Annotated in this window: 12 protein-coding genes; all 12 read left to right on the top strand. The window is 61.0% G+C overall.

Annotated elements, in window-relative coordinates:
- Nucleotides 1–191: 191 nt before the first annotated feature.
- The 12 genes from ACX3P1_RS26950 to phoB all read left to right on the top strand — a co-directional run bounded on the left by ACX3P1_RS26950 (nt 192) and on the right by phoB (nt 12,022).
- Entirely contained in the window at nt 192–1,577 is a 1,386-nt protein-coding gene (locus ACX3P1_RS26950; RefSeq protein WP_459082704.1) for a UDP-glucose dehydrogenase family protein, read from the top strand.
- Between the two features lie 10 nt (nt 1,578–1,587).
- Nucleotides 1,588–2,424 carry a UDP-2,3-diacylglucosamine diphosphatase gene (locus ACX3P1_RS26945; RefSeq protein ID WP_459082702.1) on the top strand — a complete coding sequence of 279 codons (837 nt, stop codon included), beginning with the start codon at nt 1,588–1,590 and terminating at the stop codon, nt 2,422–2,424.
- 6 nt (nt 2,425–2,430) lie between these two features.
- Nucleotides 2,431–3,462 (top strand): glycosyltransferase family 4 protein, encoded by a 1,032-nt coding sequence (locus tag ACX3P1_RS26940; protein ID WP_459082700.1) that lies wholly within the window; start codon nt 2,431–2,433, stop codon nt 3,460–3,462.
- Nucleotides 3,463–3,493: 31 nt separating this feature from the next.
- Complete coding sequence (locus ACX3P1_RS26935) at nt 3,494–4,753, top strand: BtaA family protein (protein WP_459082698.1); 1,260 nt, start codon at nt 3,494–3,496, stop codon at nt 4,751–4,753.
- Nucleotides 4,754–4,755: 2 nt separating this feature from the next.
- On the top strand, nt 4,756–5,409 hold the full coding sequence (locus ACX3P1_RS26930; RefSeq protein WP_459082696.1) for a class I SAM-dependent methyltransferase: 654 nt from the start codon (nt 4,756–4,758) through the stop codon (nt 5,407–5,409).
- 14 nt (nt 5,410–5,423) lie between these two features.
- Complete coding sequence (locus ACX3P1_RS26925) at nt 5,424–5,582, top strand: hypothetical protein (protein WP_459082694.1); 159 nt, start codon at nt 5,424–5,426, stop codon at nt 5,580–5,582.
- A gap of 234 nt (nt 5,583–5,816) precedes the next feature.
- Nucleotides 5,817–6,854 (top strand): PstS family phosphate ABC transporter substrate-binding protein, encoded by a 1,038-nt coding sequence (locus tag ACX3P1_RS26920; RefSeq protein WP_459082692.1) that lies wholly within the window; start codon nt 5,817–5,819, stop codon nt 6,852–6,854.
- A gap of 107 nt (nt 6,855–6,961) precedes the next feature.
- Complete coding sequence (gene pstC / locus ACX3P1_RS26915) at nt 6,962–8,431, top strand: phosphate ABC transporter permease subunit PstC (RefSeq protein WP_459082690.1); 1,470 nt, start codon at nt 6,962–6,964, stop codon at nt 8,429–8,431.
- Entirely contained in the window at nt 8,428–9,747 is a 1,320-nt protein-coding gene (pstA, locus tag ACX3P1_RS26910; RefSeq protein WP_459082688.1) for a phosphate ABC transporter permease PstA, read from the top strand. The genes pstC and pstA overlap by 4 nt, the downstream gene beginning before the upstream one ends.
- A 20-nt stretch (nt 9,748–9,767) precedes the next feature.
- Nucleotides 9,768–10,577: a phosphate ABC transporter ATP-binding protein PstB gene (gene pstB / locus ACX3P1_RS26905; RefSeq protein WP_459082686.1), complete on the top strand. Its 810-nt coding sequence runs from the start codon at nt 9,768–9,770 to the stop codon at nt 10,575–10,577.
- 16 nt (nt 10,578–10,593) lie between these two features.
- Nucleotides 10,594–11,301, top strand: a complete 708-nt coding sequence (gene phoU / locus ACX3P1_RS26900) for a phosphate signaling complex protein PhoU (RefSeq protein ID WP_459082684.1) — start codon at nt 10,594–10,596, stop codon at nt 11,299–11,301.
- Between the two features lie 31 nt (nt 11,302–11,332).
- Nucleotides 11,333–12,022 (top strand): phosphate regulon transcriptional regulator PhoB, encoded by a 690-nt coding sequence (gene phoB / locus ACX3P1_RS26895; protein WP_459082682.1) that lies wholly within the window; start codon nt 11,333–11,335, stop codon nt 12,020–12,022.
- The last annotated feature ends 146 nt before the right edge of the window (nt 12,023–12,168 follow it).

The following is a 12,168-nucleotide window of genomic DNA, read 5'->3' as shown; positions in this document are numbered from 1 at the left end:
CCGGCCACCCCGGCCGTAGCGCCACGACCCGTCATGCACTAACATTAAACCCGGATCACCTGAGGGGGGCCGGCCAGGCTTCCACTGTAATATAGACGTCAAACAGTAGGCTTACTCCTGACCCCAGACACCAATGCGAATCAAGGCTGAAGCCGTCGGCGTCGGCTTCCTGATCGCGAGAGGGTTGGCTTGTGAAGATTACGATCATCGGCACCGGATATGTTGGATTGGTTTCAGCCGCCTGCCTTGCAAGCTGGGGACATGAGGTTGTCAGCGCCGACAAGGATGCAGGCAAGATTGCGGCGTTGCGGCAAGGTGTAATGCCGATCTACGAGCCGGGGCTGGACGCCTTGGTAGCTCAGGCAGTCGGGCGAGGGCGGCTTTCCTTTACGACCGACGCCGCACCCGCAATCGCGGCAGCTGATGTGGTGATGATTGCGGTGGGAACGCCGCCAAGGTTGCGGGACGGCGAAGCCGATCTTGCCTTTGTCTACGCCGCCGCAAAGGAGATTGCGGCTTCGCTCGATGGTTTCACCGTGGTGGTGACCAAATCCACAGTCCCGATCGGGACCGGCGATGACATCGAGCGGATCATTGCCAGGGCGCGTCCCGATGCTAGCTTTGCGGTCGCCTCAAATCCGGAATTCCTGCGCCAGGGCAGCGCCGTTGCCGACTTCCAAAAACCCGATCGCGTGGTGATCGGCGTCGACGACGATCGGGCGGCCACGGTGTTGCAGGAACTATACGAGCCGCTGCGGCTTCACGGCATCCCGGTGATGACGACGCGGCGGCGTACCGCCGAACTCATCAAATATGCCGCCAATGCCTTCCTGGCGGTGAAGATTGCCTACATCAACGAAATGGCCGATCTGTGCGAAAGCGTCGGCGCGGATGTGCGCGAGGTGGCGCTCGGCATGGGCCTCGACCGGCGGATCGGTACGGCATGCCTCAATGCCGGTCCGGGATATGGCGGCTCCTGCTTTCCCAAGGACACGCTTGCCCTGCTCCGCACCTCGCAGGACCATGGGGTGGCGCTGCGCATCATCCAGGAATCGATCGTCGCCAACGACGCGCGCAAGCGGCGCATGGCGCTGAAGGTGATCGATGCGCTCGGCGGGGATGCCGAAGCCCGCAGCGTTGCCATTCTCGGCCTGACCTTCAAGCCTGAAACCGACGACATGCGCGAGGCGGCCTCGATCCCGCTGATCGAGGCCCTGCAGCGGGTAGGCGCGCGGATACGCGCCCACGATCCGCAGGGCACGGCCAATGCTCGCGCGCTGCTGGACGATGTCGATTTCTTCGACGACCCCTATGAATGCGCCGCCGGGGCTGACGTCGTCGTGTTGATGACCGATTGGAAGGCGTTGAAGTCACTCGATCTTGGCCGGCTTTCATGTGTCGTGAGCAGCCGGACCTTGGTCGATTTCCGTCATGCCTTCGATCCTGCCGAGGCGCGCAAGCACGGCTTTTCGTTGAGCGCGATCGGCGTGCCGCAGGAAGCAGCCACCGACATGGCGAAGCAGGCCCCGCCCGTCAGCCGCGCCCGCTATCACACGGCTGTCATGGAGAGCAGGTGATATGTCGCCCATGGAAACTTCCGCAAACGACGATTCGACATTCAACCAGGAAGGCCGGAAATACCGGGCCTTGTTCATTTCGGACATCCATCTGGGCATGCGCGGTAATCAGGCCGAGGCGTTGCTGGAATTCTTGAGGCATCACGACGCCGAGACCATTTATCTGGTCGGCGATATCGTCGATGGCTGGCGGTTGCGGTCGGGCTGGCACTGGCCGCAAAGCCACAATGACGTCGTGCAGAAATTGCTGCGCAAGGTGCGCAAGGGCACGAAGATCATCTACATTCCCGGCAATCACGACGAATTCCTGCGGGAATTCTATGGCCTGCATTTTGGCGGCATCGAGGTGCAGGAGACGGCGGTGCACGAAGCAGCCGATGGCAAGCGCTACCTCGTCATCCATGGCGACATATTCGACGTGGTCGTACGGCATGCGCGGTGGTTGGCGTATTTCGGCGACTGGGCCTACGAGACCGCCCTTCGGCTCAGTACCTATATCAATTTCATCCGGCGCAAGCTGGGCTTCACCTATTGGTCGCTGTCTGCCTGGGCCAAGCAGAAGGTCAAGAACGCCGTCAACTTCATCGGCGATTTTGAAGAGACCTTGACTGCGGAAGCGCGGCGTCACGATGTTGACGGTGTGATCTGCGGCCATATCCACAGCGCCGCAATGCGCGATTTCGACGGCTTCACCTACATCAATACAGGCGACTGGGTCGAAAGCTGCACGGCGGTTGTCGAGCATGAGGACGGCCGGATGGAGGTCATCCGATGGGCCGCAATGAGCCGGCTGCTTAACGAGCAGAGATCGCTCGCTGTCGTGCCCTGGCGTCGCCGCGCGGCGTAAGCGGCCATGCGCATTCTCATCGTTACCGATGCCTGGCGTCCGCAAGTCAACGGTGTGGTGCGCACGCTTGAAAAGTTGGGCGAGGCGCTGGAGCAGCGCGGCATCGAGGTGGAGTTCCTGACGCCCGAAGGCTACCTAACCCTGCCGCTACCGTCCTATCGGGAGATCAGGCTTGCACTCGTCTCGGCGCGGCAGATCGCGCAGCGCATCGAGGCCGTGGCACCCGACAGCGTCCATATCGCCACGGAAGGCCCGCTGGGATTTTTGGCGCGGCGCGCCTGCCTCGCCAGCGGAAGGACATTCACCACCAGCTATCACACAAGGTTTCCCGAGTTTCTTCGCGCTCGAACGCCGATACCGGAAAGCTGGAGCTACGCCTGCATGCGCCGCTTCCACAACGCCGGTCAAGGGACGTTGGTGGCGACGCCCTCGTTGGCAGCGGAACTGGCCGCAAAGGGCTTCACCAATCTCAGGCCATGGACGCGCGGGGTGGACACGGAATTGTTCAATCCGCAGAAAAAGGTCGGGCCGCAGAAAAAGGCCGAACTTGACCTGCCGCTCCCGATCTTCCTGTGTGTCGGCCGGGTAGCGGTGGAAAAGAACCTGCCGGCTTTTCTCGATCTCGATCTGCCGGGCAGCAAGGTGGTGGTGGGCGACGGACCGGACATTGCCCGGCTGAAGGCGCGCTACCCGGACGCGCATTTCCTCGGCACGCGCCTCGGCGAGGAACTGGCCGGCATCTATGCGGCCAGCGACGTCTTCGTCTTTCCCAGCCGCACCGACACGTTCGGCAACGTGCTGCTCGAAGCGCTGGCCAGTGGCTGCCCGATCGCGGCCTTTCCGGTGACCGGGCCAATCGACATCGTCGGCGAGACTCGATGCGGCATGCTGTCGGAGGATTTGCGCGCGGCCGCACTCGCAGCCCTTGATGTATCGCGAGAGAGCGCCCGCAACCGGGCCCTTGCCTATAGCTGGGCCGAATGTGCCTCGCAGTTTCTGTCTCATCTTCGGCCGATCACAGATCAGGCGGCAGCCTGAATTCCCCGAATTCAAAGAGAGGACACCCCCGATGTCAGGCGCTGTCACGCTTAACAAGGTCGCCATGGACCCGAGCGGACCTACAAGGCTCGACCACGCCGTGCGGCAGAACCCGCTATTTTCCAGGGCCGGTCTGTCCGAACGCCTTTTTGCCCATGTCTTCAAAGGGCTGGTCTATCCGCAGATATGGGAAGACCCCGATGTGGACATGCAAGCCCTCAAGATCAGGCCCGGCGACCGCATCGTCACCATCGCTTCCGGCGGGTGCAACGCACTGTCTTATCTGATCGCCGATCCGGCAAGCGTCGAGGCGGTCGACCTCAACACGGCGCATGTCGCCTTCAATCGGCTGAAGCTTGCGGCGGTCGCCAATTTCCACAACTACGAGACCTTCTACCGCTTCTACGGCAGGGCCGACGATAGAGAAAACATCGCGGCCTACCAGCGCTTCATCCGACCGCATCTGGATGCGACAAGCCGCGCCTATTGGGAAAAGCGGAGCTTGTCCGGCCGACGCCGCATTTCGATCTTTTCGCGGGATTTGTACAGGCACGGACTGCTTGGCTTCTTCATCGGCTGGGGGCACCGCGTGGCGCGTTTTTATGGCACCGATCCCCGCGATATGCTCAAGGCCGGGACCATCGAGGAGCAGCGCCGCTTCTTCGACGCCGCAATCGCGCCCCTGTTCGAAAAGCGGCTGGTACGCTGGGCGACCTCGCGAAAATCCTCGCTGTTCGGCCTCGGTATCCCGCCTCAGCAATATGATGCGCTGGCGACCGCAGGTGGCGCAGGAATGGCTTCCATCCTGCGCGGGCGCCTTGAGCGGCTTGCGTGTGATTTCCCGCTTTCGGAGAACTATTTCGCCTGGCAAGCTTTTGGCCGGAGCTACAGCCATGCCGAGAAGGGGCCGCTGCCGCCCTATCTGTCGCGTGCAAATTTCCCGGCCATCCGCGCGCGCATCGGCCGGGCGAGCGTCGTCAATGCCTCCTATGCCGAATTCCTCGCCGCCAAGCCGGACGGCTCGGTCGATTGTTTCGTGCTGCTCGACGCGCAGGACTGGATGTCGGACGGGCAGTTGAACGAACTCTGGCGCGAAATCACGCGAACGGCGGCACCGGACGCGCGCGTGATCTTCCGCACCGCCGCCTCCGAAAACCTGCTGCGCGGCCGTGTCGAGCCGGCGATCCTGCAGCGCTGGGATTATCGCGAGGCCGAATCCCTGACACTGCATGCACGCGACCGGTCGTCGATCTATGGCGGCTTTCACCTGCATGTGCTGAAGGCGAATTAGACATGGCGATGCAACTCGACCATGGCGGCCTGATGGACCGCGTCTATCGGCATCAGCGCCATGTATATGACGCGACGCGGCGCTATTATCTGCTCGGCCGCGACACGATGATTGCCGGCCTCAAGCCGCCCAGCGACGGCTGTGTGCTGGAGATCGGCTGCGGAACCGGCCGCAACCTGGTCAAGGCGGCGCAGCTTTATCCGCAGGCGAAATTCCATGGCATCGACATCTCGCAGGAAATGCTGGTAACGGCGGGGAAATCGGTCGCGCAGGCGCAACTGCAAGGGCGGATACGTTTGGCGTGCGCGGATGCGTCCCGCTTCGATCCGGTCAAGGTATTCGGTCGCGAAAAGTTCGCCCGGATTTTCATTTCCTATGCGGTGTCGATGATCCCCGACTGGCAGGCGGTCCTGCGCGATGCGGTTGCACATTTGGCACCGGGCGGCGAACTTCACATCGTCGATTTCGGCGACCAGCGCGATCTCCCGAACTGGTTCCGGGCAGCGCTTTATACGTGGCTCGGCTGGTATCATGTCACGCCGCGCAACGAATTGTTCGAAGTCAGCACGAACATCGCCGTTAGCCTTGGCGCGACAACGGAGACGAGGCGTCTCTATCGCGGCTTCGCCTGGATTTCGATCATTCGTCGGTTATAGCCGGAAGTGTCCAGATGCGCGCCACGCCAGCGGTGCGTTCAAGTTCATGTGGTTTTTGCATGACAGCCATCGGCCACACGTTCGCCTTCCGTAAGCGCGAGCGGCTCGACATCGAACTTCAGCTCGGTGTCAACGAGATTTTTGCTTGTGCTTGTCGGGACGCTTGGTCGTGAACCTACCGGGCGCAGCAGTGACGTTCGCCGAAATTTGTAATGCGTGATGATATGCCATGGCATACGAAAATTTCGCACCGAGCCAATAATGCACAATCAAGAAAACTCCCACTGCCAGTCGTCATCGACCGCGCATGAAACTGTCATGCGACTGTTACATACGGACGCTATTGGCCTCAGCAGGCGCTCAAAGACGGGCGTCGAGAGATCATCTTCCGAACAGGAGCAGGCCACATGAAGAATTTCCTTCTTACAACATCGGTTGCGGCAATCGCGCTGGCAGCAACCGCCGGCTACGCCGCAGCCCGCGATCAGATTCAGATCGCCGGCTCTTCGACCGTGCTGCCCTATGCCAAGATCGTCGCCGAGAATTTTGGCGAGACATTTTCCGATTTCAAGACCCCAGTGGTCGAGTCGGGCGGCTCGTCGGGTGGCCTCAAGGAATTCTGCAAGGGCGTCGGCGAAAACACCATCGACATCGCCAATTCCTCGCGCCCGATCAAGGAGTCCGAAGTCAAGGCTTGTGCCGACGCCGGTGTGACCGACATCCAGGAAGTGCGTATCGGCTATGACGGCATTGTCTTTGCCACCGACATCAACGGTCCGGATTGGGCATTGACCCCGGAAGACCTCTATAAGGGGCTCGCCGCGCAGGTAGTCGTGGATGGCAAGCTGGTGGCCAACACCGCCACCAAGTGGAACGAAGTCAACCCGAACCTGCCCGATTGGGGCATTGCCGCCTATATCCCCGGCGAAAAGCACGGCACCCGCGAAGTGTTCGAAGAAAAACTGCTGGCCGAGGGTTGCAAGAGTACTGGCGCGCTCGACGCGATCAAGGCGACTGGCCTTGACGACAAGGCTGCCGGCGCTGCCTGCATCGCCGTGCGCAAGGACGGCAAGGCAATCGACATCGATGGCGATTACACCGAGACGCTGGCGCGCATCGACTCCAACAAGACCGGCGTTGGCGTGTTCGGCCTCGCCTTCTATGAAAACAACGCCGACAAGCTGAAGGTCGCAACCGTCTCCGGCATCTCGCCGTCGACCGAGACCATCGCCGCCGGCGAGTACCCGGTGTCTCGTCCGCTGTTCTTCTACGTCAAGAAGGCGCATCTCGGTGTCGTGGCTGGCCTGAAGGAATATGTGAGCTTCTTCCTTTCGGACGAAATGGTCGGCCCTGAGGGTCCGCTTTCCGACTATGGCCTCGTCGCCGCGCCGGATGCCGAGCGTGACGCCCAGCGCGAGGCTTTCGACGCCGGCAAGACCATGTAATTGCCTGAAAAGGGCGTGGGATATGCCCACGCCCTTTCTATTGGAACCGATCACGCCTTTGAATTCGTCTTGAGTTCAATCTGGTGTGATCCAGGAAGTGCCGACATATGAGTGCAGCCTCCGTCTTCCTCATCATCCTCGTTATCGCGATCGCAGCATTCGCTGTCGCCTATCGGCGAGCCGGTGCTCTGCGTCCCGAAACGGGGCAGAAACTGCATTCGCGGGCGGGCTATCACGGCTCCTATGCCCTGATCATGGCAGTGCTGCCGGCCATTCTTTTCCTGGCGCTGTGGAGGGCGGGGAGCCCGGCCTATGTGGAAAGCTCCGTCTGGAAAAGCCTGCCAGAGCAGGCGCGTACAGCCACCGGCAGCAACGAGTCGCTGCTGATGGGCATGGTCACCAGCATCGGGGACGGCGTTCGCCGCCTGGACGATGCCGAGTTGGAGCAGGCGAGGGGCGGCAGTGTCGACCTGCGCGAATTGTTTGCCTCCAAGGGCGTGGCGCTCGCCTCCAGCGGCGAACCCTACATGATCCCCGCCGCCGTCGCCTACAACGAGATGACTGACGCCTCGATCCGCTACTCGACCATCGGCGCCATCCTTCTGGCGCTTGGTGGCGCTGTTTACGGCTTCAGCGGCATCTCGGTACGCAGGCGCGCCCGCAACAATGTCGAACGCATCATGCTGTGGGGTCTGATGGCGGCCTCTACCATCGCCATATTGACGACAGTCGGCATCGTGCTGTCGATGCTATTCCAGACGATTTCATTCTTCAAGTCCGTCCCGCTATCGAATTTCTTCTTCGGTACTGTCTGGGATCCGCGCTTTGCTGCGGCAGGCTCGGGCGGCACGACGGGACAGTTCGGGCTCATACCGCTTCTCGCAGGCACGCTCTACATCGCCTTGGTGGCGATGTTGTTTGCAGTGCCGATCGGCCTGTTTGCGGCTATCTACATGGCCGAATACGCGTCCAGGCGGGTGCGCTCGATCGTCAAGCCGGTGCTTGAAATCCTCGCGGGCATCCCGACCATCGTCTACGGCATCTTCGCGCTGGCGACGGTCGGCCCCTTCCTGCGAGACCTCAGTGCGGCCCTTGCCGGCGGCCAACCTTTCATCCTTGCGCAAAGCGTGCTGACGGCCGGTCTGGTCATGGGCATCATGCTCATTCCCTTCGTATCTTCGCTGTCGGACGATATCATTACCGCTGTGCCGCGCGCCATGAATGACGGTTCGCTCGGCCTTGGCGCAACCCGTTCGGAAACGATGCGGAGGGTGATCTTGCCGGCGGCACTTCCTGGCGTTGTCGGCGCGCTGCTGCTCACCGCCTCGCGCGCCATTGGTGAAACCATGATCGTGGTGCTCGCCGCGGGTGTCGCAGCGAAGCTCACCATCAATCCGGGTGAGGCGATGACGACAATCACCGTCAAGATCGTCAACCAGCTGACCGGCGATCTCGAATTTACCTCGCCGCAAACGCTTGTGGCATTTGCGCTCGGCCTCACGCTCTTTGCGATCACGCTCGCGATGAACGTCTTTGCCCTCTACATCGTCCGCAAATATCGGGAACAGTACGAATGACCGATCTGTCGCTTTCACCAGATACGGCGGTCCCGCGCGCAAGGCGCGATATAGGCCTGAAGCGGCGCTACGCAGCCGAATCCCGGTTTCGCATCTATGGGGTACTGGCGATTGCGCTCGGCATCTTCTTCCTGCTGGCGCTACTGTTTACAGTGTTCAAGGGTGGCTACACCGCGTTTTGGCAGACCTCGATCAATCTGCCGATCACCTTTAGCGCCGAGATCATCGATCCCGACAACCAACGAGCGACCGATCCGGCCAAGCTTGCCAGCGCAAACTACCCGCTGCTGGCACGCAACGCGCTAGCCGAGGCACTCGGCGTCGATGCAGAAAGTGCCAGTAGCGCTGACCTTAAACTGGTGTCGGGCATGATCTCGCAGGGCGCGCGCACGCAGCTTCGCGACATCGTTGTGGCCGATCCAACAGTGATCGGTACCACGCGAAATGTGTGGGTGCTTGCCGCTGCCGATGTCGATTCCGCCCATAAGGGCCAGATAGACCTTTCGGTGCCGGAGGCAAGGCGCAAGGTCAAGGACCAGCAGGTCGAGTGGATGAACGCGCTTTCGGCCCAAGGCGTGATGGTCGAGCGGTTCAATACCGGCCTGTTTACCCTCGGGGCTTCGAGCAGGCCGGAAACGGCGGGCATGGGCGTCGCACTCATCGGTTCGCTTTATATGATGCTGATCGTATTGCTGTTGGCGCTGCCGGTCGGCGTGGCAGCATCGATCTATCTGGAGGAGTTTGCGCCCAAGAACCGTATGACCGACCTGATCGAGGTCAATATCAACAATCTCGCGGCGGTTCCTTCGATCGTGTTCGGCCTGCTCGGCCTCGCTGTATTCATCAATTTCGCGGGCATGCCGCGCTCAGCCTCGTTGGTCGGCGGTCTGGTGCTGACGCTGATGACCCTGCCCACCATTATCATCGCGACACGCGCCGCGCTGAAGGCTGTACCACCCTCGATCCGCTCTGCCGCACTTGGGATCGGCGCGTCCAAGATGCAGATGGTTTTCCACCATGTACTGCCGCTGGCGGCGCCCGGCGTCCTGACCGGTACGATCATCGGTCTGGCGCAGGCGCTCGGCGAGACTGCACCGTTGCTTCTCATTGGCATGGTGGCCTTTGTCGCCGATTATCCGGCGACGCCGATGGATCCGGCCACCGCGCTGCCGGTGCAAATCTTCATGTGGGCCAACGAGGCGGAGCGGGCCTTCGTGGAGCGCACTTCAGGCGCCATCATCATCCTGCTTCTGTTCCTGGCAGCGATGAACATTGTCGCCATCATTCTGCGCCGTCGGTTCGAACGCCGGTGGTAGTGGAGAATAAGGATATGAATATGCTGAAGGACGCTGCGATGGAACAGAAGCTTGCGCCGCCGCAGGCACAGCCGGTGATCAAAATGCGAGGCCGGTCCGTTACCGTTCACTATGGCGAGAAACAGGCGCTCTTCGGCCTCGACCTCGACGTGCGCGAAAATCAGGTAACGGCGCTTATCGGACCTTCCGGCTGCGGCAAGTCCACCTTCTTGCGCTGCCTCAACCGTATGAACGACACGATAGAGAACTGCCGGGTCGGCGGCGACATTTCGCTCGATGGCGAAAATATTCACGACAAGGCGATCGACGTGGTGGAACTGCGTGCACGCGTCGGCATGGTGTTCCAGAAGCCCAACCCGTTCCCGAAATCGATCTACGAGAACGTCGCTTACGGACCGCGCATTCATGGCTTGGCCAAACGCAAGGCGGATCTCGACGAGATCGTCGAAACCAGCCTGAAGAAGGCGGCTATCTGGAACGAGGTGAAGGAGCGCCTGCATGAGGCTGGCACCGGCCTTTCCGGTGGCCAGCAGCAGCGCCTGTGCATCGCGCGCGCCATCGCCGTGTCGCCGGAGGTGATCCTGATGGACGAGCCGTGCTCCGCGCTTGATCCGATCGCCACCGCACGCGTGGAGGAACTGATCGACGAGCTGCGCCAAAACTACACGATCGTCATCGTCACCCACTCCATGCAGCAGGCGGCGCGTGTATCGCAGCGCACGGCGATGTTCCATCTGGGCTATCTGGTCGAGGAGGGTAATACCGAAAAGATGTTCACCAACCCCGACGACAAACGTACGCAGGACTACATTACCGGCCGCTTCGGCTGACGGCAGGGGAAGCATCATGAGCGAACACATCGTCACATCCTTCAGCGAAGATCTCCAGCAGGTGAGTAACCTTATTGGCGAGATGGGGATTCTTGCCGGCTCTATGGTCGGTGGTGCGACCATAGCGCTGTTAACTTCCGACACGGCGCTGGCTATGCGGATTGTCTCCGAGGATACCCTTATGGATGCACGCCAGCACGAAACAGACGATCGGGCGATCACACTGATTGCGAAGCGCCAGCCGATGGCACAAGACCTCCGCGCCGTGATCGGCGCAATCCGCATGGCCGGCGACTTCGAACGCATTGGTGACCTTGCCAAGAATATCGCCAAGCGCGTCGGTGCGGTGGGGGAAAGTGGCGTGCCGCGCGGCCTGTCGCACTCGATAGACGGGATGGCGCAACTCGTGCTCGACCAAGTGAGTGGCGTCGCCGACCGCTACGCCGCGCACGACGCGGCCGGACTGGCGACACTCCGGGATCATGACGAGCAAATAGACGTCAAATACACCTCGGTGTTCCGTGAGTTGCTGACTTACATGATGGAAGACCATCGCAACATAACCGCATGCACGCATCTTCTGTTTTGCGCCAAGAACCTGGAGCGCATCGGTGACCACGTCACCAACATCGCCGAAAACGCCTATTTCGTGCTGACTGGCGAGCAGTTGCCGGCCAACCGGCCAAAGTTCGACGACACGGCCACGGCTACGCCGACGACGTGAAGGCGGGGAACTTGCAGAAAAGAGACGGGCGATGATCGCCCCCCGTATCATGGTGGTCGAGGACGAGGAGTCGCTTGGCGTCCTCCTGCGCTACAACCTCGAATCCGAGGGCTATCAGGTCGAAGTGGTGACGCGCGGAGATGAGGCCGAAATCCGACTTCAGGAGAATGTGCCCGATCTGCTCGTGCTCGACTGGATGGTGCCGGCAGTATCCGGCATCGAACTATGCCGACGCCTGAGGATGCGCCCCGAGACAGAGCGGCTGCCCATCATCATGCTGACGGCGCGCGGAGAGGAAAGCGACCGTGTGAGGGGCCTTGCGACCGGTGCCGACGATTATCTGGTCAAGCCATTCTCGACGCCGGAATTCAGGGCACGGGTCAAGGCGCTGTTGCGCCGTGCCAAGCCGGAAGTTCTTTCCAGTGTGCTCAAGGTCGGCGATATCGTACTCGACCGTGAAACGCACCGTGTCTACCACAAGGAGAGCGAGATCCATCTCGGACCGACCGAATTCCGGCTGCTCGAATTCATGATGCGTTCTCCCGACCGCGTATTTTCGCGCGGACAATTGTTGGACAATGTCTGGGGTGAGACGATCTATGTCGACGAGCGCACCGTCGACGTTTATGTCGGACGCTTGCGCAAGGCGGTTAACGATGGCGGCGTGCAGAATGTCATCCGCACCATTCGCGGTGCCGGTTACGCGATAAGCGAGGGGTAGAAAAAGGCCACCAGACAATTAATTCTCTTTTCGTTGTGGGCTTCGCTTGGGAATTGAAAGAAGCGACTGTGTCCGGCGTCAGCACCAATGAGACAAATCCGGGCTAATTGAGAGGGGAGGATTTCTGGTTCATCGTAGCCTTTCAA

It is taken from the genome of Mesorhizobium sp. A623 (assembly GCF_054489405.1).
Note: the sequence above shows the minus strand (reverse complement) of the source record. Positions and strands in the feature narration are given on the sequence as shown.

Bases quoted from the DNA above. Each gene is read 5' to 3' on its own strand.
- ACX3P1_RS26945 (WP_459082702.1), top strand. From the start codon at position 1,588: ATGGAAACTTCCGCAAACGACGATTCGACATTCAACCAGGAAGGCCGG.
- ACX3P1_RS26940 (WP_459082700.1), top strand. From the start codon at position 2,431: ATGCGCATTCTCATCGTTACCGATGCCTGGCGTCCGCAAGTCAACGGT.
- ACX3P1_RS26935 (WP_459082698.1), top strand. From the start codon at position 3,494: ATGTCAGGCGCTGTCACGCTTAACAAGGTCGCCATGGACCCGAGCGGA.
- ACX3P1_RS26930 (WP_459082696.1), top strand. From the start codon at position 4,756: ATGGCGATGCAACTCGACCATGGCGGCCTGATGGACCGCGTCTATCGG.
- ACX3P1_RS26925 (WP_459082694.1), top strand. From the start codon at position 5,424: ATGCGCGCCACGCCAGCGGTGCGTTCAAGTTCATGTGGTTTTTGCATG.
- ACX3P1_RS26920 (WP_459082692.1), top strand. From the start codon at position 5,817: ATGAAGAATTTCCTTCTTACAACATCGGTTGCGGCAATCGCGCTGGCA.
- pstC (WP_459082690.1), top strand. From the start codon at position 6,962: ATGAGTGCAGCCTCCGTCTTCCTCATCATCCTCGTTATCGCGATCGCA.
- pstA (WP_459082688.1), top strand. From the start codon at position 8,428: ATGACCGATCTGTCGCTTTCACCAGATACGGCGGTCCCGCGCGCAAGG.
- pstB (WP_459082686.1), top strand. From the start codon at position 9,768: ATGCTGAAGGACGCTGCGATGGAACAGAAGCTTGCGCCGCCGCAGGCA.
- phoU (WP_459082684.1), top strand. From the start codon at position 10,594: ATGAGCGAACACATCGTCACATCCTTCAGCGAAGATCTCCAGCAGGTG.
- phoB (WP_459082682.1), top strand. From the start codon at position 11,333: ATGATCGCCCCCCGTATCATGGTGGTCGAGGACGAGGAGTCGCTTGGC.